The sequence below is a fragment of the Simonsiella muelleri ATCC 29453 genome (assembly GCF_002951835.1).
Taxonomy (GTDB): domain Bacteria; phylum Pseudomonadota; class Gammaproteobacteria; order Burkholderiales; family Neisseriaceae; genus Simonsiella; species Simonsiella muelleri.
This window is the reverse complement of record NZ_CP019448.1, coordinates 2,369,855-2,392,887: the sequence shown is the minus strand read 5'-3', so window position 1 is coordinate 2,392,887 and position 23,033 is coordinate 2,369,855. Positions and strand designations below refer to the sequence as shown.

Sequence of the window (23,033 nt, the reverse complement as noted above, 5' to 3'; positions counted from 1 at the left end):
TACAATCTGTTTTTTCAATGATCAAATTAGGGAATCCGAATGAATTACAAAATCCGTCGCCCCAATGATGACGAATCATCACCAAATTATCCCAACAATACTCAAGAATCTTGGGAACGCAATACTCTGCGTGATGTGCTACTGGAAGCCTATCACGAACAAAAACGCGCCCGATTGTGGCGCAATATTTGGCGTGGCGTGGGTGTGCTGATGTTTGTCAGCATCATGGCCAGTGCGATGAAAGGCAGTCCCGAAAATCGCCAACACCAAATCGCTACCCACAAAGAACACACCGCCGTCATTAATTTAACAGGCGTAATTGGCGGTAACGAAGACGTAAACCATGTAGAAATTCTGCGCGATGGCTTGGAAGAAGCCTTTAAAAACAAACATGCCAAAGCCATCATCATTCATGCCAATAGCCCTGGTGGTTCTCCTGTGGTGTCTAATGTGGCATTTCAGGAAGTGATGCGATTGAAAAATATGGAAAAAACTAAACCTGTATATGTCGTTATTGGTGATATGTGTGCGTCTGGTTGCTATTATATTGCTTCAGCAGCAGATAAAATTTACGCCGATCCGTCCAGTTTGGTTGGCAGCATTGGCGTGATTGGCAGCAGCTTTGATGCTACTGGTTTGATGGATAAATTAGGTGTGAAACGTCGCCAACGCATCGCAGGCAACAACAAAGGTATGGGCGATCCATTTTCTCCCGAGACCCCCGAACAAGTCGCCATTTGGCAACAAATGTTGAATCAAATTCACGCAGAATTTATTAAAGCTGTTAAATTAGGACGTGGCAACAAATTGAAAGAACAACAAAATCCTGATTTATTCAGTGGTCGCGTTTATACGGGATTAGAAAGCAAAAATGTGGGTTTGATTGATGAATTTGGCAATGTGTACAGCGTAGCGCGTGATGTTGTGAAAGCACCCAAATTAGTAGATTACACACCCGAACAAAATGACTTAGCAAGTTTAATCAGTCGTGGTTTAGGTGCAAAAATGAACACAAAATTAGAAAGTTGGCTGAATTCGGTTTGGTAAAATGTCTAACCATTCATAGAGGGTAAAAAAGCTTCAGGCTGCCTGAAAATAATTCATCAATTATTTTGATGAATTGAAAGGCAGCCTGAAAGATAAAGCATATTGGCTAATAAAATCACTCTTCTTCAACGCGATGACGGCTGATGCTACGTTTGCCTTTTTCCAATTGAAAACTCACCGTTTCACCCAATCGCAATGCCAAACCAATCGCTAAAATATCCACTACCGCTAATTGCAACAACCGCGACACCATCGGTGTATAACGGCTACTGTCTTCTTGTACAGCCACCGTTAAAACACAATCCCCCAATTGCGCCAACGGACTGTCGTGGCGCGTAATTACAATGACTTGTGCGCCATTTTCTTTGGCAATGCTTACCGCGTCCAAAATTTCAATAGACGACCCCGAATTGGAAATCACCACCAATACATCTTGCGGACTCAACACCGCCGCCGCCATCAATTGAATGTGTGTATCCGAATACGCCACAGTGGAAATCCCAAAACGGAAAAATTTGTGTTGCGCATCCTGCGCCACAATTCCCGAGTTACCCACGCCATAAAATTCAATGCGCCGTGCGTGTGCCAACAAAGAAATTGCACGCTCCAAATCACTGGGATTCAACGTGCGACGTGCGCCTAACAACGCGGCGGCGGTGTTGCCCAACACCTTTTCCATCACATCGCCTACCCCATCATCAATGTTCAATTCTTCATGCACAAAAGGCAAACCCGAATGGCTGATGCTGGCTGAAAGTGCCAATTTAAATTCAGGTAGCCCTTTAAAATCCAAACTACGACAAAAACGAATCACGGTAGGTTGAGACACTTGCGCCCGTTCGGCAATTTCTGCCACCGCCGCATGAACAAACCATTTGGGCTCAGCCAATGCCACTTCAGCCACTTTGCGTTCTGCGCTGGATAATTTTTCTAATTGCTCACTAATTTTACTTAACATAATCAATATCCTATTATAATTAATCAAAAATTCTGATGAATAGCTTTTCAGACTGCCTGAAAACGTTGCAATAACATTAATGCAGATAAAACCCTTGCATCGCCAAAATTAGAATCATTAATTAAATCATCAAGTTGATTAATTGGAACGCGCACTTGCAATAAAGGTTCAGGTTCATCACCCATTAATTTTGATGAATACAAATCCCGTGCAACAAACACATACATCGGACTAAACATATGACTAGGCGAACTGTATAAAACACGCAATGGCACAACATCACGCGCGCCCATGCCAATTTCTTCTTGTAATTCGCGATTGGCTGCATGAAGTGGCGACTCGCCTACATCAATTAAGCCTTTCACACAACCCAATTCATAACGCTCTGAACCAACTGCATATTCTTGTATCATAATCAGTTCATCGTTTTCAATTGGCAACACCATCACGGCTGGTTTTCGCGCAGGTGTTAAGCGTTCAAATGTACGTTCTTGCCCATTACTGAAACGCAAATCCACTTGTTGCACTTCAAAAATCGCGGTTTTTGCGGCCGTACGTACCGCCAAAATTTCGGGGGGTTGTTGTTTTGTATGCAAAAATTTCATTATGTTATGCCATGTAGTCAGATGTTCAGATTGTACGCTGTTTTGTGAATGTTTTGCACGGTCAGAGAAACTTTATTTCATATTAATTTGCATCATATCAAATCAAAAAAGCAGCCTGAAAAACCATTTGATGATTTTCAGGCTGCCTTTTTCTCATTCCATAAATTATTTTACTGTATCCAAATGATTATCTAACGCCACCGCCGCGCCCGTGATACCTGGATATTGACTCAACACCACATACACGGGAATCGCCGCTAAATAAGCATCAAAACGCCCTTTGTTTTCAAAGCGATTGCGAAATGGCGAATATTTAAAATAGTCAATAAATCGCGGAATAATCCCACCACACAAATACACGCCACCGCGCGCACCCAGCGTCAAAGCTAAATTTGATGCCACCGTCCCTAGCATCGCGCAAAAAATATCCAAAGTCAGGCGACACAATGGCGATGTACCACTCAATGCACGTTCACTGATTTCTGCTGGCGTCATTTTTTGGCGTTTCACGCCCTCGCGTTCTGCCAACGCATCATAAATCAACACCAAACCTGCACCACTCAAAAAACGTTCAGCGGAAACATGTCCATGTTTTTTCTTCGCATATTGCCAAATCATCACTTCAGTATCGTCAAACGGCGGAAAACTAGTATGCCCACCTTCCCCTGCCAGAGGCACATAACCGCAAGCAGATGGCACCAAACCACTCACACCCAAACCAGTTCCCGGTCCAATCACGGCTTTAGGTGCATTTTCAATAGGTTGAAAACCGCCAACCTGTACCAAATCTTCAGGCTGCGTTTTGGTAATCGCCAATGCTTGTGCGGTAAAGTCATTGATAAATAATAAAGTTTCCAATCCCAATGCTTGACGCGTGGTTTCAATAGAAAATGCCCAATGATGATTCGTCATCTGCAACCAATCCCCTACCACAGGATTAGCAATCGCCACCGATGCGTGTTTTACTTCAAGATTACCAGCGCGTTTCAGAAACTCTTTGGCAGCATCCACAATGGTATCGTAATCATTACAAGGTAGTACCTCAATATATTCAAATTTTTGATGAGACATTTCCAGCGCAAAACGAGCGTTTGTGCCACCAATATCCGCCACCATACGTGGATAGTTCAGGCTGCCTGAAACATCGGATTTTTTAGATTTAGTCGTTGTAGAAGACATTTGTATGCACCTTATTTAAAACATAACTAATTGGAAAATTAGGATTTTCACCTTGTTCCGCTTGTTGATAAATCGCTAATTTATCTGCCCCAGCAATCGCCAAGTAAACATATGGTGTGTGAACAATTGCTGTTAAAGTCATGGAAATGCGTTCGTATGGCGCAGTTACGGGCGTGGTATGCAGCAAAGGTTGTGGATAATTTACGCAAATCGCATCGGTAAATTGCGGGGCTTTTGGGAAAATACTGGCAGTATGTCCATCGCCCCCCATCCCCAACACCAAAACATCGGGTTGTGTATAATTTTGTAATGCAAATTCAACTGCTTGTGAAATATTTTTCAGTTCATCTTCATCAGCATCATCGCTGATTAAAGGTAGCCATTTTGCTTGACTCAATTGGTTTTTAATCAAATATTGGCGAACCAAACTTGTGTTGCTGTCGGCGTGTTGAGTAGGTACAACGCGTTCATCAACCAATGTAATATTCACACGCGACCAATCCAAATCGATTTGATTCAACGCTTGAAAAAATGCAATCGGCGATTTGCCACCTGACACTGCTAAGGTAGCGCGTTCTTGTTGGGTTAAAATATCACATAAATTCTCGGCAACGGCTTGAGCGAGTGCTTGGGCATTGTCGGCTGAACTGGGAAATTTTTTGAATGAAATCATATTATTTTCCTTATTGATAAATAAATTTGATGAATGATTATTCAGGCAGCCAGAAAGTTAAATCATCAACACCACAAAATTGGTTAAGCATGATAATATCATCAATACCGTGAATCGCCCATAATACTGATGTGGCAAGCTATCTGAAAACACAGTCGTTTAAAAGAAAAATAGAATAAAGCAAACAGAACCGCCATATACATCTAGGGGAGCAGACAACGCAGTAGTATTTTCAATTTTAAACGACTATATAAAACACTGGCGGCAGTAATGGCCAAAATAATAAACAAAAACAATGGTATTATTTTATGTATCAATTTTTGATACAATACTTAATAAGAGAATAACCCTTTTCCGTATTTATATTCTGTGATCATATTACTATCCTGAATAATTTCAGGAAGTCGTTCATTTTCTTTATGTTTATATACATGAAATGGTTGTTTATCAAAAAATTCAGCCGCTTTTTTGGCTTGCTCTGCACTAAAAACAACTTGCTGATTTTCAGGAAACTGCAAATTCATCAATCGTTGCGCAATTTCATCAACATTCGGTTTATCAATAGGTTGGAAGCTAGAAACTACCATACCATTATAATCATAAACTTGTGGATAAACGCTTTTAGCAGTAAAAAAAGCATCTTCTGAACCTGTAGGATTATATAAAACCATGCTATTGGTATGAAGGTGTTGTTTTAAAATATTCAGAAATTCTTGGCTTAATAAATTCGTTCCATATGCTCGCCAATAATAGGTTGTATTCATCATAATCACATCATATTGCCCTACATTTTTACGTACCCATTTTCTGCCATCATCAATAATAATATTGACACGTTCATCTTGTAAAAGTGGTGCAATTTCAGGGTGTTTTGCAATTTCTTTAACATAATCAGGATTAATCTCTACTATCGTCATTTTTTCCAATTTAGGCATCATGCTTAATACGCGCGTCCAAGAACCTGTACTCAATCCAATAACCAAAATATTTTTGGCATCAGGTTTCATAATAGGCACAAAATAAGCACGGTCTATTCGATTATTTTGATTAAAAAAATCAATATTAAATTTTCCATCATACACATTTGCACCATATACAACTTTAGTTCCATCTGTGTAGTATACTTGAATAATCCCATGCTTATTCTCAATTAAAGTAATAGGATAAATATTCTTACCCACAACATCTTTGGCCAAAGCCTGAAATAATTTTTCAGGCAACCACAATAATCCCAATGTACAAATTAATAAACCAATTTGTGAATAAAACAATAATTTCCTACTTGATGGCGTACACCATGCAGCAATTAAAAAAGAACACACACAAATCGCAAAATAGATTTGTTGAGTATTGAAAATATCTAACAAAACAAAACCAATTAAAATCGGTGATAAAGAACTCCCCACTACATTACTAAAATACACATTGGAAATTTGCCTGCCTGATTTAGTTTTTTCCGTACCCAAATGATGCACCAAGGGGAAAACCACGCCACGCACTGAAGTAGCGATTAAAATACCAATAGCAGCTACTGCCAAAATAGATTGATTAGATATAAATAATGACATATAAGTTACGAGTAAAACCACTAAATCTACGCAACCAGCATATCCAAAATATTGACCAATTAACTCATGATTAACAAAGATTCTTCTTTCACGGCAAATTTTTCGTCCTTGCCAAGCACCAATCGCAATGCCTGTTAAAAATAAAGCCAATGTATAAGAAAATGCTTGTGGTACAGAATGTCCTGCAAATGAGACAATTCTCATCCATACAACTTCCAATGCTAAACTTAAAAAACCACTTGCAAATGCCAATAAATAGATAGACAAATATTTATTTTTCATGACTTTCTCACATACAAAATAAACACAGAACAAGAAATCAATAAATTGACACTTGCAGCCAACCATAATGTTTGTGGAATCGTTAAATAATTAAATAAAATAAATCCGCACAATACAGAACCAAATGCTGCCCCCATTGTATTGATAAAATATAACAAACCAATAGATTCTCCAATATTTTCAATATATTGATTAAAAAAACATGTTAAAAGAGGCAAAGTTGAACCCATTAAAAATGTCGGCAACAACAGTAAAGTCAAATTACCCAATGCGACACCCCATAAATCTGCATGAAGTAATACTTGTCCTAACCATGTAATTAACCAATAACTCATTGCACCAAACAACCCAATAAGCAATTCAAATAAACAAAATATCCATAAAATTCGCTTGGAATAGAAATCAGCAATACGTCCGCCATAATACGCCCCCACTCCTAATCCAATCATAAAAATGGAAATGATAACCGTAATAGATGTGATATCTACACCAAAACCTGTGAATAATAAACGCTGCCACGTTACTTGATAAATTAATGCAGCCATACCTGATAAAAAAAATATAATTGCCAATATACCCAACATGTTAGTTTGATTGATTCGGTTTGATTGATTCATCATTATTATTTATCTTTCCAAATTAATAAAAAAGCAGCCTGAAACCTTTGCAAAACCTTCAAAAATAAAAATGTCAAAATCTTATCAAATTGATATGTATTTAAATTTTAGTTTTTATTTTTTGCTAAAAATAAGCAAAGGTTTCGGACTAAAATAATATTACTACCTGAATGGATTACACCTGATCTTCTAGCCACGCATTACCATCACGCGCTAATAAATCTTGTGCTTCTTTTGGCCCCCAACTAGATGCAATATAACCATATGGTTTAACAGAAGAGTTCGCCCAATTATCCAAAATAGGCATCACCCATTCCCACGCTTTTTCCAACTCATCACGCCGATTAAACAAATTTAAACGTCCATCAATCACTTCTCGCAACAGCAATTCATACGCTTCAGCACGGCGTTCATCGGATACTTTGCCCATATCCAACACCATTTCTGCAGGCTGCACGTCCAAGCCACTCCCCACTTGTTTCACAAATAATTTTGCGACAATCGTTTCATCAGGCTGCAAACTGATGACCAAACGATTGGCATTGGCACCGAACAAGCCGTTGTCTTGTGCTTTGAAATTCAATACAATTTCTGCTGTGCGCGATGCCAAACGTTTGCCGGTCCGCAGATAAAACGGCACACCAACCCAACGTGGCGTATCTAATTCAGCACGAATCGCCACATAAGTTTCGGTTTTACTATCTGTTGGGACGTTGTGTTCTTGTAAATAACCTTTTTGTTCTGCGGTTTGTGTGTATTGTGCGCGAATCACATTTTTATCCACATCAGCAGATGTCATCGGTTTTAAGGCTGCCACTACTTTTAATTTTTCATCACGAACATCATCTGCATTCAAAGACTTAGGTTGTTCCATCGCCACAAAACACAGCATTTGCATGATGTGATTTTGCACCATATCACGCAACGCGCCCGTAATATCATAAAATTCACCGCGCTCTTCCACACCCAATTGTTCTGCGATCGTAATTTGTACCGATTGAATAAAATCTTTATTCCAAACTTGCTCAAAGAACACATTACCAAAACGCAACGGCAACAGATTTTGCAAACTCTCTTTACCCAAATAATGGTCAATACGATAGACTTGATTTTCTTTAAAATATTTTGCCACATCGGTATTAATTTGTTGTGATGAATACAAATCCGTGCCAAGCGGTTTTTCCAATACAATGCGAACATTGTCAGCATTCAAACCCACTTTTGCCAAATTTTCACACGCTGGCGCGAAAAATTTTGGCGCAGTGGACAGATAAATAATCACATTATCCGTTTCAGTACGCGCTTTTACGGCTTGACTCAAATCCTCAAAATGTGCAGGTTGTGTAACATCAACCGTCAAATATTCAATGCGTTGAATGAAATTTTGCCACAATGCATCAGTAAAATTTTTTTTCACATGAATTTTAGAATCGCTTTGTACTTTAGCGAGAAATTGCGCAGTATCCATTTGACTACGCGACACACATAAAATGCGACCTTTAGGATGCAACAAACCTGCCGCGTGTGCCTGATACAAACAAGGCAATAATTTTCGCATCGCCAAATCGCCCGTTGCACCAAAAATAACCATGTCAAAATTATTCAGTTTTTGAGACATTTTTGTTCCTTTCGGAGTTTGAGAATAAAAAATATAAAAATCATGCAGAACGTATTTCAGGCTACCTGAATGAAAGTTAATTATCCTAATTTTCAAGCTGCCTGAACAGTATTTTTTTAGCATTCATTCTATTCAAATCAAATTAATCTCACATTCTTTATTCTGACTTTATTTTAATTTAATTAATAAATTATATTCTTAATCATTTTCGGTTTAATATTATACAAGGCAATATTCACTGTATACGCGTGGTACATATTTGTTTTTTGCTGAAAATAGTTTTTTTTGCAAAGGTTTCAAGCGATTTTACCCAATCTTGAATTAATTCTAAAAAGCAAAATCCCTTAGCACACAACATAGATTGGCTAAGGGATTTTTGAATAAAGAGTTTGGCGATGACCTACTTTCGCATAGGAACTATACTATCATCGGCGCTGGTTTGTTTCACTGTCCTGTTCGAGATGGGAAGGAGTGGGACCAAACCGCTATGGTCGCCAAACATAAACTGTCAAATTGGTAAGCCGTTGGTAAGATAATTTTAATTTTTCTTACCCTATTTATTCTTTAATCAACTGATTTTTTGAGTGATGAAGTGTATTCATCAGTAAGCTTTATCTTTGTGCTTTGGTATTTCTATTTCTTCCAAAGTCCTTCAAATGATAGAGTCAAGCCTCACGAGCAATTAGTATGGGTTAGCTTCACGCGTTACCGCGCTTCCACACCCCACCTATCAACGTCCTGGTCTCGAACGACTCTTTAGTGTGGTTAAACCACAAGGGAAGTCTCATCTTCAGGCGAGTTTCGCGCTTAGATGCTTTCAGCGCTTATCTCTTCCGAACTTAGCTACCCGGCTATGCTTCTGGCGAAACAACCGGTACACCAGAGGTTCGTCCACTCCGGTCCTCTCGTACTAGGAGCAGCCCCCGTCAAACTTCCAACGCCCACTGCAGATAGGGACCAAACTGTCTCACGACGTTTTAAACCCAGCTCACGTACCACTTTAAATGGCGAACAGCCATACCCTTGGGACCGACTACAGCCCCAGGATGTGATGAGCCGACATCGAGGTGCCAAACTCCGCCGTCGATATGGACTCTTGGGCGGAATCAGCCTGTTATCCCCGGAGTACCTTTTATCCGTTGAGCGATGGCCCTTCCATTCAGAACCACCGGATCACTATGTCCTGCTTTCGCACCTGCTCGACTTGTCGGTCTCGCAGTTAAGCTACCTTTTGCCATTGCACTATCAGTCCGATTTCCGACCGGACCTAGGTAACCTTCGAACTCCTCCGTTACTCTTTGGGAGGAGACCGCCCCAGTCAAACTGCCTACCATGCACTGTCCCCGACCCGGATGACGGGTCTGGGTTAGAACCTCAAAGACACCAGGGTGGTATTTCAAGGACGGCTCCACAGAGACTGGCGTCTCTGCTTCTAAGCCTCCCACCTATCCTACACAAGTGACTTCAAAGTCCAATGCAAAGCTACAGTAAAGGTTCACGGGGTCTTTCCGTCTAGCAGCGGGGAGATTGCATCTTCACAACCATTTCAACTTCGCTGAGTCTCGGGAGGAGACAGTGTGGCCATCGTTACGCCATTCGTGCGGGTCGGAACTTACCCGACAAGGAATTTCGCTACCTTAGGACCGTTATAGTTACGGCCGCCGTTTACTGGGGCTTCGATCCGATGCTTGCACATCTTCAATTAACCTTCCAGCACCGGGCAGGCGTCACACCCTATACGTCCACTTTCGTGTTAGCAGAGTGCTGTGTTTTTAATAAACAGTCGCAGCCACCTATTCTCTGCGACCCTCAGATGCTTACGGAGCAAGTCCTTAACATTAGAGGGCATACCTTCTCCCGAAGTTACGGTATCAATTTGCCGAGTTCCTTCTCCCGAGTTCTCTCAAGCGCCTTAGAATTCTCATCCTGCCCACCTGTGTCGGTTTGCGGTACGGTTCTGATTCAACTGAAGCTTAGTGGCTTTTCCTGGAAGCGTGGTATTGGTCACTTCATGTCCGTAGACACTCGTCATCACGTCTCGGTGTTAAGAAAGAGCGGATTTGCCTACTCTTTCCACCTACTGGCTTAAACAAACTATTCCAACAGTTTGCTAACCTAACCTTCTCCGTCCCCACATCGCATTGAATCAAAGTACGGGAATATTAACCCGTTTCCCATCGACTACGCATTTCTGCCTCGCCTTAGGAGCCGACTCACCCTACGCCGATGAACGTTGCGTAGGAAACCTTGGGCTTTCGGCGAACGGGCTTTTCACCCGTTTTATCGCTACTCATGTCAACATTCGCACTTCTGATACCTCCAACAATCCTTACGAATCACCTTCTCAGGCTTACAGAACGCTCCCCTACCATATACTAAAAGTATATCCGCAGCTTCGGTTATAGATTTGAGCCCCGTTACATCTTCCGCGCAGGAAGACTCGACCAGTGAGCTATTACGCTTTCTTTAAATGATGGCTGCTTCTAAGCCAACATCCTGGCTGTCTGTGCCTTCCCACTTCGTTTACCACTTAATCTATCATTTGGGACCTTAGCTGGCGGTCTGGGTTGTTTCCCTCTTGACACCGGACGTTAGCACCCGATGTCTGTCTCCCGAGGAGCAACTTGATGGTATTCTGAGTTTGCCATGGGTTGGTAAGTTGCAATAACCCCCTAGCCATAACAGTGCTTTACCCCCATCAGTCTCATACTCGAGGCACTACCTAAATAGTTTTCGGGGAGAACCAGCTATCTCCGAGTTTGTTTAGCCTTTCACCCCTATCCACAGCTCATCCCCGCATTTTGCAACATGCGTGGGTTCGGACCTCCAATGCGTTTTACCGCACCTTCATCCTGGCCATGGATAGATCACTCGGTTTCGGGTCTACACCCAGCAACTAGTCGCCCTATTAAGACTCGGTTTCCCTACGCCTCCCCTACTCGGTTAAGCTCGCTACTGAATGTAAGTCGTTGACCCATTATACAAAAGGTACGCAGTCACACCTTAACGGTGCTCCCACTGTTTGTATGCATCAGGTTTCAGGTTCTATTTCACTCCCCTCCCAGGGTTCTTTTCGCCTTTCCCTCACGGTACTGGTTCACTATCGGTCGATGATGAGTATTTAGCCTTGGAGGATGGTCCCCCCATATTCAGACAGGATTTCTCGTGTCCCGCCCTACTTCTCGTATACTTAGTACCATCATTGAGATTTCAAATACGGGGCTATCACCCACTATGGTAGAAGTTTCCAATTCTTTCTTCTATCTCAATAATTATCATATACAGGCTACTCCGCGTTCGCTCGCCACTACTTGCGGAATCTCGGTTGATTTCTTTTCCTCTGGGTACTTAGATGGTTCAGTTCTCCAGGTTCGCTTCTCTAATCCTATGTATTCAGATTAGGATACACATTGCTGTGTGGGTTTCCCCATTCGGACATCGCGGTATCAATGCTTTTTTGCCAGCTCCACCGCGCTTTTCGCAGGCTTACACGTCCTTCTTCGCCTATCATCGCCAAGGCATCCACCTGATGCACTTATTCACTTGACTCTATCATTTGAAGAACCTTCTGACTTCGTAGATACTGGCGTTGACTGCCAGCATTACTTAGATTCTCTAATCTGACAAAGCTTACTGCTTTGTTGTGTATTGTTCTTGCCTTTTGTCTTTCAAGAACAATTGATACAATCATCACCCAAATTCTTATGATTTGCTTATTTCTTCTTTCAGTACCAATACCTTTTCAGGCTGCCTGAAATGTGAACACTACTTGTTGCATCAAACAGCATTCTAAACAAATCAACATTGTCTTTGTTTGTTGATTTCGGCTTTCCAATTTGTTAAAGATCAATGCGTTTCTTAAATCGCAAATTAAAGTAAGTTATAAAAAGTAAGTTATAAAACTATCTAGTAAACAACTTCTTCGTAAACAACTTCCACAAACTCACTTTAATTTGAAATTTCTACTTTTAAATTCTACTGTTCAGCTCTACTTCTAAATATTTGACTTCTAAATATTTGGTTCTACCTCTAAATATTTGGTGGAGGCAAACGGGATCGAACCGATGACCCCCTGCTTGCAAAGCAGGTGCTCTACCAACTGAGCTATGCCCCCAATTAGGTCTTGGTGGGTCTGGTAGGACTTGAACCTACGACCCCACGCTTATCAAGCGTGTGCTCTAACCACCTGAGCTACAAACCCATTAAGTCGTCTCTATTCTTTTGCTCTTCGCATTCTTGCTCTTCGCATCTCAATTCAGTATACCGATAAGTGTGAGTACCTAACAATCTCTTCTTTTCTCTAGAAAGGAGGTGATCCAGCCGCAGGTTCCCCTACGGCTACCTTGTTACGACTTCACCCCAGTCATGAAGCATACCGTGGTAAGCGAACTCCTCGCGGTTATTCTACCTACTTCTGGTATCCCCCACTCCCATGGTGTGACGGGCGGTGTGTACAAGACCCGGGAACGTATTCACCGCAGTATGCTGACCTGCGATTACTAGCGATTCCGACTTCATGCACTCGAGTTGCAGAGTGCAATCCGGACTACGATCGGTTTTTTGGGATTGGCTCCACCTCGCGGCTTGGCTACCCTCTGTACCGACCATTGTATGACGTGTGAAGCCCTGGTCATAAGGGCCATGAGGACTTGACGTCATCCCCACCTTCCTCCGGTTTGTCACCGGCAGTCTCATTAGAGTGCCCAACCAAATGATGGCAACTAATGACAAGGGTTGCGCTCGTTGCGGGACTTAACCCAACATCTCACGACACGAGCTGACGACAGCCATGCAGCACCTGTGTTACGGCTCCCGAAGGCACTCTCCCGTCTCTGAGAGATTCCGTACATGTCAAGACCAGGTAAGGTTCTTCGCGTTGCATCGAATTAATCCACATCATCCACCGCTTGTGCGGGTCCCCGTCAATTCCTTTGAGTTTTAATCTTGCGACCGTACTCCCCAGGCGGTCAATTTCACGCGTTAGCTTCGCTACTAAGGCATCTAGTGCCCCAACAGCTAATTGACATCGTTTAGGGCGTGGACTACCAGGGTATCTAATCCTGTTTGCTACCCACGCTTTCGAGCATGAACGTCAGTGCTATCCCAGGGGGCTGCCTTCGCCATCGGTATTCCTCCACATCTCTACGCATTTCACTGCTACACGTGGAATTCTACCCCCCTCTGACACACTCTAGCTACCCAGTTCAAAACGCAGTTCCCAAGTTGAGCTCGGGGATTTCACATCTTGCTTAAGTAACCGTCTGCGCTCGCTTTACGCCCAGTAATTCCGATTAACGCTCGCACCCTACGTATTACCGCGGCTGCTGGCACGTAGTTAGCCGGTGCTTATTCTTTAGGTACCGTCATCAGCATCTGATATTAGCAAATGCCTTTTCTTCCCTAACAAAAGTACTTTACAACCCTAAGGCCTTCTTCATACACGCGACATGGCTGGATCAGGGTTCCCCCCATTGTCCAAAATTCCCCACTGCTGCCTCCCGTAGGAGTCTGGGCCGTGTCTCAGTCCCAGTGTGGCGGATCATCCTCTCAGACCCGCTACGGATCGTCGCCTTGGTAAGCCTTTACCCCACCAACTAGCTAATCCGATATTGGCCGCTCAAATAACGCGAGGCAGTTGCCTGTCCCCCGCTTTCTCCCTCAGGACGTATGCGGTATTAGCCATCCTTTCGGATAGTTATCCCCCATTACTCGGTACGTTCCAATATTATACTCACCCGTTCGCCACTCGCCGGCAGTAATGCAAGCACTACCCCGCTGCCGTCCGACTTGCATGTGTAAAGCATGCCGCCAGCGTTCAATCTGAGCCAGGATCAAACTCTTATGTTCAATCTCTAACTTAATAACTTCTGGTCTGCTTCAAAGAAACCAACAAAGAGTAATCGGCTCAGCACCTATTACAATCTTGTCTGTTTTTTCTTGCAGTGTGAGACCATCAGGCACTCACACTTATCGGTATTCTGTAATTTTAAAGAGCTTCAAATAATCCTTGTACTCAGCCAAATAAACCAGTAAACTAATTCGTTTTGACTAACTCAACCGCCGTAGCAGCGAAGAACCGAACTATACGCCTATACCCAAAAACCGTCAACAAAAAATAAACAAATATTCCCCTCAAAATTAATAAATACATTGTTTCTTAACAGTATTTAATCTTAAAATATTAAAAAATAAAATACAAACATCGAAGAAATTTAGATAGCCACACTCGGAAACACAGCCTAAAAAAGCGCAAATCAAAAATTTTCGTTGGCATACCGGCTCCACACATAGACAAGCTAGCGCATAAAGGGAGAGGGATCGCATTTGGCAACCGAACATCTGCAAAGCCACGCGGATATTTTGGACAAATTGAACGGTTTTGGACACAAAATGAACATAATCCCAAACAAGCCACAAAAAGAAAACCGCCTAAACGGTTGTTTAGACGGTTTAAATTTGGCTCCCCGAGCTGGGCTCGAACCAGCGACCTGCGGATTAACAGTCCGTCGCTCTACCGACTGAGCTATCAGGGAATGATAGACTTGATTATACAGTATTTTGATTTTTTGTCAAACAATATGTACGAATTTTATTTTAATAACATTGTTTTTATTTGAAATTAATTAAACCCAACGTATTGGCAAACACCAATAATATCGCAATCGGCGCAATATAACGCAATGCAATATACCAAATTTGCACAACTTTTTCAGGTAGCCTGCTGCCTTCACGCATATGCGCCCATACTTGTTGGCGATTTTGCACATAACCAATAAATACCGTAGTTGCCAACGCACAAATTGGCATAATCAATGACGTAATTAAAAAATCCCATAAATCAAAAATGGTTTTACCAACAATTTTCGTCTCACTCATTACCCCAAACGACAACGCAGATGGAATGCCTACAACAAAAATAACCAAACCAATCAACCATGTATATTTACGTCTACGGTCTTGTTGTTCATGAATGGTCGCTGCAATCACCGTCTCCAACATAGAAAATGCAGACGTAAGCGTGGCAAATGTTACCAATACCATAAATAAAGCAAATAACCATGTCCCCATCGGCATCTGCTGAAACACAGCTGGCAACACAATGAAAATTAAGCCAGGCCCCGCATCGGGCTTCAACCCAAATGCAAACACCGCAGGAAAAATCACCAAACCCGCTAACAACGATACCGCCATATTCATCCACATAATGCTGTTAGCTGAACGAAACAAATCCGTTTGGCGGTCAAGATATGCAGCGTAAGTCGCCATCGTGGATACACCCAAACTCAACGCAAAAAATGCTTGCCCCAATGCCGTGAGCAACGTATTGGCCGTTACAGCACTGAAATCAGGTTTCAACAAAAAAGTTATCCCCGCCATCGCATTAGGTAAAGTCATTGACCGAATCGCCAAAATAATAAACATCACAAATAACGCTGGCATCAAATAACGATTGGCTTTTTCTATGCCTTCGGACACGCCTTTTTGTACCACCCAAATGGTAATCAACATAAAAATAGCCTGATACACAATGGCTTGATAAGGATTACTGATGGTTTGCTCAAATAATTTGGGAAAATCCGTGTGGGCATTCAGGCTACCTGAAAGCGCGTGAACAAAATACGCCAGCACCCAACCACCCACCACACTATAAAACGACAACAACACAAAACACCCCACCACGCCCGTCCGACCAATCCACACCCATGCGCCATTGTGGCGTGATAATTCTTTGAGTGCGTCAATCGCGTTTTTACCTGTTTTACGTCCGATGTAAAATTCCGCCAACAAAACAGGCAATCCCACCAAAACGGTAAAAATTAAAAAAATCAAAAAGAAAACCGCGCCACCGTTGGTGCCTGCCGTGTAGGGAAACTTCCAAATCGCACCCAATCCAATCGCTGAGCCTGCTGCCGCTAGGATAAAACCAATACGCGATGTCCAATTTACTCTTGCCATATTATATCTAATCTCCTGATTTAATTTAAAAGATACTTGTTAGATTTATAGCCCCACAGCAGAGACCACAATGCATAAGGCTACCTGAAAGATGGTTTTCAGGCTGCCTGTCAAGATAGATGTTTTGATATTTAAAGCTTATATCATATTTTCAGGCAGCCTGCATACGATTCCAAATCCAACAAAAATTGTTTGCGCGACAAGCCGCCTGCATAGCCTGTGAGCGTGCCGTTGCTGCCAATCACGCGGTGGCACGGCACGATAATGGAAATTTTGTTACACCCATTTGCCGCTGCCACCGCGCGAACGGCTTTGGGATTGCCCAATTTTGTGGCTTGTTCAGCGTAAGAGATGGTTTTGCCATAGGGAATCGTTTGCAGAATGTGCCACACGCGCTGTTGAAAATCCGTACCAACAAAGTCTATTGGCACGGAAAAGTTTTTCAGGCTGCCTGAAAAATAAGATTGCACTTGCTGGGCAACTTCTTTTAATAAATCATGGGGTTGAAAAACGATTGCCGCACGTTTGGCTTGGGCGATTTGGTGGATTTCGCGTTCCAAGCGCGGCTGCCCGACAAATTCCAGCAAACACAAACCTGTGGCAGAACAAATTGCCAGCATTTCGCCCAAAGAGGTGGGGACGATTTGGGCGTGGAGTGTATTTGCGGTTTCAGGCTGCCTGAAATTGAGTTTGTTGAAATATTGGGCGATTTCGGTTTCGGTATTCATGATTGATTTTTGATTTGCTGTTTTAACAATTCAAACATTTCTTTAATCATGTTTAATTCTTGTGTTTTTTGCTCCAATAATTCATCTTTATGTTGAATAATCAAGTTCAACTTCTCAATTTCCGATATACCATGATTATTACTAAACAAATTTACATCACCAATATTGCTATTTTCACTATCTTTAATAATTTGAATAGTAATTCCATTTATATCTTTTTGTATTAAATCTGATATATCAATATTCAAAATTTGGGCGATTTGTTCCAGCCGTTCAATATTTAAACGAACTTCGCCACGTTCAATACGCGCATAACCACTTGGCGACATTTCCAATTTTTCCGCCATTTCTTCTTGCGACCATTGATTTAATTCACGCGCCAAACGGATTTTTTCGTAGGTTTCCATACTTTCTGCTCTTTTTTGAAAATTTCTGCACTTTTACGCGCTGGAAAAATTGCAACTCGTTATGCAAAATACTAATTTTAAAAATAAATCTTTGGAGATTGTATCATGTTCAAATATCTTTTGGTTGCCATTTTAGGTTTCACTTCTGTTAATGCATTTGCTCGCTGCTACGGAAGCGACACTTACTACAATTGCTATGACCTGAATAGTGGCAATGATTACACCATCAGAAAATATGGCAATACCACCTATATGGACGGTTATAACTCAAATACAGGTAGCACTTGGTCTCAAGAATCACGTACTTATGGTAATACTACTTATACAACAGGACAAGCTGCAAATGGCAATTCTTGGGATATGACAACACGAACTTATGGCAATACTCGCTATATTGACGGTACAGATTCTCGTGGTAATTCTTTCTCAAAAATCTGTAATCAATTTGGTTGCTACTAAATTTTAAAATTCAGTTGCGTAGGGTGCGTCGTGCGCACCAATTTATCCACAAAATCAAATTATTGTGATGAAATCGGTGCGCACGGCGCACCCTACAAAAATTCAGGCTGCCTGAAACGTGTTTCCCCACATTTTCAGGCAGCCTGAATTTCACTTACCCATCAAACCCCAAATCACCCACGCTGATAATTCGGTGCTTCTTTGGTAATCTGCACATCATGAACATGCGATTCGCTCATACCCGCCGATGTGATTTCCACAAATTCCGCTTTTTCGTGCATTTCCGCGATATTGGCGCAACCCAAATAGCCCATGCTGGAACGCAAACCGCCCACCAACTGATGAATGATGTTCACAATCGGCCCCTTGTGCGGTACGCGACCTTCAATACCTTCGGGGACGTATTTGTCGGTGCTTTCCTGTTTGTCTTGGAAATAGCGGTCGTTTGAACCTTGACTCATCGCGCCCAACGAACCCATGCCGCGATACGATTTATACGCACGCCCTTGATACAATTCAATTTCTCCGGGTGCTTCGTCTGTGCCAGCGAACATACCGCCCAACATCACGCAATCCGCGCCCGCCGCCAACGCTTTGGCAATATCGCCCGAAAAACGAATACCACCGTCTGCAATCACCGAAACGCCTGTGCCTTTCAAGGCTTCCGATACATTATGAATGGCGGTTAATTGCGGTACGCCCACGCCTGCCACAATGCGCGTTGTACAAATTGAGCCGGGACCAATACCAACTTTTACCGCATCTGCACCAGCCGCCGCCAAATCACGCGCTGCCGCAGCAGTCGCAATATTGCCACCAATCACCTGAACTTCTGGAAAATTTTGTTTAACCCATTTTACGCGATCAATCACACCTTGACTGTGTCCGTGTGCCGTGTCTACCACCAAAATATCCACGCCAGCGTCCACCAAAGCACGTACACGCTTTTCTGTATCTGCACCTGTACCAACCGCAGCCCCCACACGCAAACGACCTTCTTCATCTTTATTGGCGTTGGGAAATTCGGTATTTTTGATAATGTCTTTAACGGTGATTAGACCTTTTAATTCATCTTGTTCATTCAAAACCAAAACGCGTTCAATTTTGTGTTGATGCATCACTTCACGCGCTTCCTCAATGCTCGTACCAACAGATACAGAAACCAATTTATCACGCGGTGTCATAATTGCTGAAACAGGTAAATCCAAACGCGTTTCAAAACGCAAATCACGATTGGTAACAATACCAATCACTTTACCATTTTCCACGACAGGCAAACCCGACATTTTGCGTTTGCGTTGAGCGCGTTCAGAGAGCAAATCACCGATTAATTTATCAGGCGAAACGGTAACAGGATCTTTGACAATACCGCTTTCGTGGCGTTTGACTTTGCGAACAGCTAATGCTTGTTGTTCAGGCGTCATATTTTTATGAATAACACCGATGCCGCCTTCTTGCGCCATAGAAATAGCAAGACGCGCTTCGGTAACGGTATCCATTGCCGCCGACAACAAAGGCAAATTCAAAGTAATTTTTTTGGTTAATGGGGTTTTGAGCGAGACATCGCGTGGCAAAACTTGAGAATGAGCAGGAACGAGTAACACATCGTCAAATGTGTAGGCTTTTTCTACAATACGCATTTTGTGAGACCTTTTTTATATATTAGGTTTGCTTAAAATGCACGCCATTGTATCATCATTTACGATTTTCAGGCAGCCTGAAAGCCAATTTTCATGACAAACTACCTAGAAAACAGTACAATCGCTAACTATCTTTCAAACCATTTTTCAAGGAAAACAAAATGATGAATTTCAAAACCATCGCAATCGCCTTAATAAGTGCAAGCCTGACCACTGGTGCATTAGCAGCAGAAACCGTGTATAGCTGGCGACAAGGTAGCCATAATGCATATTCGGATATCCCTTTGAATTTACGTATGGATTATGCTAATAAAATGAATGTTCGCACGCATACCGTAAGCGCGTCTACAGATACCAAACTCAAAACACCCGATTCATTGGCACAACGTCAGTTAGAATTGAGCCAACAAATTGCGGCTGAAAACAAAAAAGTAGAAGATGAAAATGCCAAACGTACAGCAGAAGCTGCCAAAATTAAAGAAGAAAATTGTCAGCAAGCACGTTCTAATTTGAATTTGGCACAAAACGCGCGCAACAAAGACCAATTGATCCCAAAATACACCAACGATATTTCACGTTTTTGTAATTAATTGATGAATGACCTTTTTCAGGCAGCCTGAAAACATTCGGAATACTTGCCAAGCTATCTGAAAAACAGGATAATACCCCACTTCATTTTTTAACAAGAGGTGTTGGCACAACCCCGGCACCCGCATTTTAAGGATATTTTCCATGAAACAAGATGTTCATCCAGATTACCACGAAGTAAACGTAACCTGTTCTTGTGGTAACAAATTTACCACTCAATCTGTTATGGCAAAAACTGATTTTAACATTGAAGTTTGTTCAGAATGCCACCCATTTTACACAGGCAAACAAAAAATTGTGGACACGGCTGGTCGCGTAGATAAATTCAACCAAAAATATGGCAATATGTTCAAACGCTAATTTTTGCGCGATTTAGAAACTGCTTGAAAAATAAATTTTTCAAGCAGTTTTCTGTTTTTAGGCAGCCTGAAATCTTAAAACTTCATTCTTTTCAGTCTTAACGCATTACTCAATACAGAAATCGAACTCATCGCCATCATTGCACCCGCAAGTATAGGTGTGAGCAAACCAATTGCAGCAAAGGGAATACCCAATATATTGTAAATAAAAGCAAAAAATAGGTTTTGCTTGATGACGCGCAAAGTAGCACGGGCAATCAATAAGCCCTCTGTAAGTTGATTGACAGATTGTTTCACCAACACTGCGTCTGCGCTTTGTTCAGCGATGTCAGTGCTGCCACGTACAGCAAAACCTACGTCCGCTAACGCCAGTGCTGGCGCATCATTGATACCGTCGCCTACCATGGCAACTTTTGTGCCTTGTTGTTGCAATTGTTGAATAAATTGGGCTTTATCACGTGGCGATTGGTTGCCGTGTGCCTGACCATCTGGCAACCCTAATTGTTGAGCGATGTGTGCCACAGTAGCTGGATTGTCGCCACTCATGATATGCACATCAATGTGATTTTCACGCAAGCGGTTAATCGCAGTGATGCTGTCGGGTTTGAGTGGGTCAGCTAGGGCAAACGCACCAACTGCTTGATTGTTAATAGACACAGCAGCAATTGTAGCAATTTGCCATATGCCGCTTAAATGTTCGGGCAATTTAAAACCACAAAAATCTAATTTCCCAACTTTCACTTCACCCACGCCATCAATATTCGCACTGATGCCTTCACCCGCAATGGTGTTGACATTATCCGCGCGTAAAGGCTGAATATCACGCGATAAGGCAGCCTGAACAATTGCGTTTGCTAATGGGTGAGCAGCGTGTTGTTCTACCGCTGAAGCGATGGCCAATAATTGTTTTTCAGTTGTATTTTTGGTTAACCAAATATCAACAATGTCGGGTTTACCTTGCGTGAGTGTGCCTGTTTTGTCTAACACAACGGTGTTAATTGAGCCTGCCATTTCCAATGCTGCCGCGTTTTTAAACCACACACCATGCCGAACGGCTTGTCCCATACCAGCCATAATGGCGGCGGGTGTTGCCAAACCCACAGCGCACGGACACGCTACAACCAACACCGCTACAGCACGCACAATTGCGGTAGTAAAATCACTTGCAATCAACCAGTTGATAATTAAAGTTAAAACCGAAATCGACAATACAGTCGGTACAAACACCGCCGCCACTTTGTCCGCCAAACGTGCAATTGGGGCTTTACTGCCTTGCGCGTCTGCCAGTGCAGCAGTCATGTCGCCCAAAAGCGTGTCTTTGCCCAGTTGCTCGGCGCGATAATCAAGGCTGCCTGAAAGAATTGAACCTGCTAACACTTTATCGCCTACCGTTTTGTAAACAGATTGGCTTTCGCCTGTTAAATGGCCCTCGTCCGCCCAACCTTCACCCGACACTACTTCACCGTCTGCGGCAATACGTCCGCCTTGTACGCAACGCAAAATGTCGCCCAATTGGATTTTGTCTAGCGACAGCGTTTTCCAAGCATTGTTTTTGAATACGGTTACTTCGCGTGGTGTCAGTTGCAACAAAGAGCCAAGCGCGTTCAGGCTGCCACGTTTGGTTTTGGCTTCTAAATATTTACCCAATGAAACAAAGGCTAAAACCATAACACTTGCTTCAAAATACACATGATGTGTGTCATATCTCATCAACACCATGCCCAACGAATAAAGATAAATCGCCAAAGTACCAACCGATACCAACACGTCCATATTCGCTAAACCACCACGAATACTGGCGATTGCACCTTTATAAAAGGGCAATGCAAAATAGGTTTGCACCACAGTTGCAATCAGTATTTGCAACAAAATCGGCAACATCAAAATATGCGAACCGAACATCATGCCCAACATCCCTATCCAAAACGGTAATGACAACCCCAACAACGCCCACACGCGCCAATGTGTTTCGCTATTTGATTCAGGCTGCCACGAAGTTTGCACTGTTGCTTGATATCCTGTTTTTTCAATGATTTTAATCAGTTCATCAATATTGGTTTGTGTATCGTCAAACTCAATTTGCGCGGTTTCGCCTGCAAAATTCACAGTACAATTTTCCACAAAATCTTTTTTGTTTAATACTTTTTCAATGCGATTGGCACAGGCTTGGCAAGTCATGCCTTGTATATTGAAATTGATGCGTTCAGTCGCCATAGTGTGTTCTCCGAATTAAGTTTTTGTGATGAGAATTTACTTTGTAGATGCAATCAAATATAAGTGGGCTGAAAACCCATTTTCGTTTTCAGGCTGCCCTAAATTGTATAGTCGTTTAAAATAAAAATAGGATAA

At 42.4% G+C, this 23,033-nt stretch carries 16 protein-coding genes, 3 tRNA genes and 3 rRNA genes; 4 read left to right on the top strand and 18 right to left on the bottom strand.

The features are described 5' to 3' along the window. Positions 1-39 precede the first annotated feature (39 nt). The gene (locus BWP33_RS11855; protein WP_002642743.1) at positions 40-1,047 is read left to right on the top strand and encodes a S49 family peptidase; all 1,008 of its coding nucleotides are present in this window, start codon (positions 40-42) and stop codon (positions 1,045-1,047) included. Positions 1,048-1,162: 115 nt separating this feature from the next. Here the strand turns inward: BWP33_RS11855 and BWP33_RS11850 are convergent, their stop codons facing one another. The 16 genes from BWP33_RS11850 to BWP33_RS11775 all read right to left on the bottom strand — a co-directional run bounded on the left by BWP33_RS11850 (position 1,163) and on the right by BWP33_RS11775 (position 17,638). Continuing rightward, positions 1,163-2,005 (bottom strand): SIS domain-containing protein, encoded by an 843-nt coding sequence (locus BWP33_RS11850; RefSeq protein ID WP_002642742.1) that lies wholly within the window; start codon positions 2,003-2,005, stop codon positions 1,163-1,165. Between the two features lie 47 nt (positions 2,006-2,052). Then, positions 2,053-2,610, bottom strand: coding sequence for an ADP compounds hydrolase NudE (gene nudE / locus BWP33_RS11845; protein ID WP_002642741.1), 558 nt, complete (start codon positions 2,608-2,610; stop codon positions 2,053-2,055). A gap of 165 nt (positions 2,611-2,775) precedes the next feature. After that, complete coding sequence (locus BWP33_RS11840) at positions 2,776-3,789, bottom strand: glucokinase (RefSeq protein ID WP_002642740.1); 1,014 nt, start codon at positions 3,787-3,789, stop codon at positions 2,776-2,778. Next, the gene (gene pgl / locus BWP33_RS11835) at positions 3,770-4,462 is read right to left on the bottom strand and encodes a 6-phosphogluconolactonase (RefSeq protein ID WP_002642739.1); all 693 of its coding nucleotides are present in this window, start codon (positions 4,460-4,462) and stop codon (positions 3,770-3,772) included. The genes BWP33_RS11840 and pgl overlap by 20 nt, the downstream gene beginning before the upstream one ends. A gap of 332 nt (positions 4,463-4,794) precedes the next feature. Beyond that, a complete protein-coding gene (locus tag BWP33_RS11830; protein WP_002642738.1) occupies positions 4,795-6,312 on the bottom strand; it encodes a fused MFS/spermidine synthase in 1,518 nt (505 codons plus the stop codon). After that, positions 6,309-6,932 (bottom strand): fused MFS/spermidine synthase, encoded by a 624-nt coding sequence (locus tag BWP33_RS11825; RefSeq protein ID WP_002642737.1) that lies wholly within the window; start codon positions 6,930-6,932, stop codon positions 6,309-6,311. The genes BWP33_RS11830 and BWP33_RS11825 overlap by 4 nt, the downstream gene beginning before the upstream one ends. 172 nt (positions 6,933-7,104) lie before the next feature. Beyond that, complete coding sequence (gene zwf / locus BWP33_RS11820) at positions 7,105-8,547, bottom strand: glucose-6-phosphate dehydrogenase (protein WP_002642736.1); 1,443 nt, start codon at positions 8,545-8,547, stop codon at positions 7,105-7,107. 387 nt (positions 8,548-8,934) lie between these two features. Further along, positions 8,935-9,046 (bottom strand): 5S ribosomal RNA (rrf, locus tag BWP33_RS11815). A 162-nt stretch (positions 9,047-9,208) separates the two neighbouring features. Then, positions 9,209-12,096: ribosomal RNA gene (locus BWP33_RS11810) — 23S ribosomal RNA — on the bottom strand. Positions 12,097-12,585: 489 nt separating this feature from the next. Next, positions 12,586-12,661: transfer RNA gene (locus tag BWP33_RS11805), tRNA-Ala, on the bottom strand. 10 nt (positions 12,662-12,671) lie between these two features. Next, positions 12,672-12,748: transfer RNA gene (locus BWP33_RS11800), tRNA-Ile, on the bottom strand. Between the two features lie 103 nt (positions 12,749-12,851). Then, positions 12,852-14,394 (bottom strand): 16S ribosomal RNA (locus tag BWP33_RS11795). The 16S, 23S and 5S rRNA genes sit together here with 2 tRNA genes alongside, the layout of an rRNA operon. Before the next feature lie 610 nt (positions 14,395-15,004). Further along, a tRNA-Asn gene (locus tag BWP33_RS11790) sits at positions 15,005-15,080 on the bottom strand. Positions 15,081-15,156: 76 nt separating this feature from the next. Further along, positions 15,157-16,503 (bottom strand): sodium-dependent transporter, encoded by a 1,347-nt coding sequence (locus tag BWP33_RS11785; RefSeq protein ID WP_002642275.1) that lies wholly within the window; start codon positions 16,501-16,503, stop codon positions 15,157-15,159. Positions 16,504-16,646: 143 nt separating this feature from the next. Continuing rightward, complete coding sequence (locus BWP33_RS13200) at positions 16,647-17,231, bottom strand: methylated-DNA--[protein]-cysteine S-methyltransferase (RefSeq protein WP_002642276.1); 585 nt, start codon at positions 17,229-17,231, stop codon at positions 16,647-16,649. Next, positions 17,228-17,638 (bottom strand): helix-turn-helix domain-containing protein, encoded by a 411-nt coding sequence (locus BWP33_RS11775; protein ID WP_002642277.1) that lies wholly within the window; start codon positions 17,636-17,638, stop codon positions 17,228-17,230. Before BWP33_RS11775 ends, BWP33_RS13200 begins: the two co-directional genes overlap by 4 nt. Before the next feature lie 105 nt (positions 17,639-17,743). On the opposite strand from BWP33_RS11775, the gene BWP33_RS11770 reads away from it, so the two are divergent. Continuing rightward, positions 17,744-18,097: a hypothetical protein gene (locus BWP33_RS11770; protein ID WP_002642278.1), complete on the top strand. Its 354-nt coding sequence runs from the start codon at positions 17,744-17,746 to the stop codon at positions 18,095-18,097. A gap of 173 nt (positions 18,098-18,270) precedes the next feature. On the opposite strand, the gene guaB is transcribed toward BWP33_RS11770, so the two are convergent. Then, a complete protein-coding gene (guaB, locus tag BWP33_RS11765) occupies positions 18,271-19,737 on the bottom strand; it encodes an IMP dehydrogenase (RefSeq protein ID WP_002642279.1) in 1,467 nt (488 codons plus the stop codon). Positions 19,738-19,898: 161 nt separating this feature from the next. On the opposite strand from guaB, the gene BWP33_RS11760 reads away from it, so the two are divergent. Together BWP33_RS11760 and rpmE are read left to right on the top strand one after the other, a co-directional pair. Continuing rightward, positions 19,899-20,327, top strand: a complete 429-nt coding sequence (locus BWP33_RS11760; RefSeq protein ID WP_002642280.1) for a hypothetical protein — start codon at positions 19,899-19,901, stop codon at positions 20,325-20,327. A 142-nt stretch (positions 20,328-20,469) separates the two neighbouring features. Further along, on the top strand, positions 20,470-20,685 hold the full coding sequence (gene rpmE, locus BWP33_RS11755) for a 50S ribosomal protein L31 (protein ID WP_002642281.1): 216 nt from the start codon (positions 20,470-20,472) through the stop codon (positions 20,683-20,685). Between the two features lie 74 nt (positions 20,686-20,759). Here the strand turns inward: rpmE and BWP33_RS11750 are convergent, their stop codons facing one another. Further along, complete coding sequence (locus BWP33_RS11750) at positions 20,760-22,898, bottom strand: heavy metal translocating P-type ATPase (protein ID WP_002642282.1); 2,139 nt, start codon at positions 22,896-22,898, stop codon at positions 20,760-20,762. Positions 22,899-23,033: the final 135 nt, after the last annotated feature.

What these genes read in the sequence shown, in the direction of transcription:
- BWP33_RS11855 (WP_002642743.1), top strand. Translation starts at nt 40, where the DNA reads ATGAATTACAAAATCCGTCGCCCCAATGATGACGAATCATCACCAAAT.
- BWP33_RS11850 (WP_002642742.1), bottom strand. Translation starts at nt 2,005, where the DNA reads ATGTTAAGTAAAATTAGTGAGCAATTAGAAAAATTATCCAGCGCAGAA.
- nudE (WP_002642741.1), bottom strand. Translation starts at nt 2,610, where the DNA reads ATGAAATTTTTGCATACAAAACAACAACCCCCCGAAATTTTGGCGGTA.
- BWP33_RS11840 (WP_002642740.1), bottom strand. Translation starts at nt 3,789, where the DNA reads ATGTCTTCTACAACGACTAAATCTAAAAAATCCGATGTTTCAGGCAGC.
- pgl (WP_002642739.1), bottom strand. Translation starts at nt 4,462, where the DNA reads ATGATTTCATTCAAAAAATTTCCCAGTTCAGCCGACAATGCCCAAGCA.
- BWP33_RS11830 (WP_002642738.1), bottom strand. Translation starts at nt 6,312, where the DNA reads ATGAAAAATAAATATTTGTCTATCTATTTATTGGCATTTGCAAGTGGT.
- BWP33_RS11825 (WP_002642737.1), bottom strand. Translation starts at nt 6,932, where the DNA reads ATGATGAATCAATCAAACCGAATCAATCAAACTAACATGTTGGGTATA.
- zwf (WP_002642736.1), bottom strand. Translation starts at nt 8,547, where the DNA reads ATGTCTCAAAAACTGAATAATTTTGACATGGTTATTTTTGGTGCAACG.
- BWP33_RS11785 (WP_002642275.1), bottom strand. Translation starts at nt 16,503, where the DNA reads ATGGCAAGAGTAAATTGGACATCGCGTATTGGTTTTATCCTAGCGGCA.
- BWP33_RS13200 (WP_002642276.1), bottom strand. Translation starts at nt 17,231, where the DNA reads ATGAATACCGAAACCGAAATCGCCCAATATTTCAACAAACTCAATTTC.
- BWP33_RS11775 (WP_002642277.1), bottom strand. Translation starts at nt 17,638, where the DNA reads ATGGAAACCTACGAAAAAATCCGTTTGGCGCGTGAATTAAATCAATGG.
- BWP33_RS11770 (WP_002642278.1), top strand. Translation starts at nt 17,744, where the DNA reads ATGTTCAAATATCTTTTGGTTGCCATTTTAGGTTTCACTTCTGTTAAT.
- guaB (WP_002642279.1), bottom strand. Translation starts at nt 19,737, where the DNA reads ATGCGTATTGTAGAAAAAGCCTACACATTTGACGATGTGTTACTCGTT.
- BWP33_RS11760 (WP_002642280.1), top strand. Translation starts at nt 19,899, where the DNA reads ATGATGAATTTCAAAACCATCGCAATCGCCTTAATAAGTGCAAGCCTG.
- rpmE (WP_002642281.1), top strand. Translation starts at nt 20,470, where the DNA reads ATGAAACAAGATGTTCATCCAGATTACCACGAAGTAAACGTAACCTGT.
- BWP33_RS11750 (WP_002642282.1), bottom strand. Translation starts at nt 22,898, where the DNA reads ATGGCGACTGAACGCATCAATTTCAATATACAAGGCATGACTTGCCAA.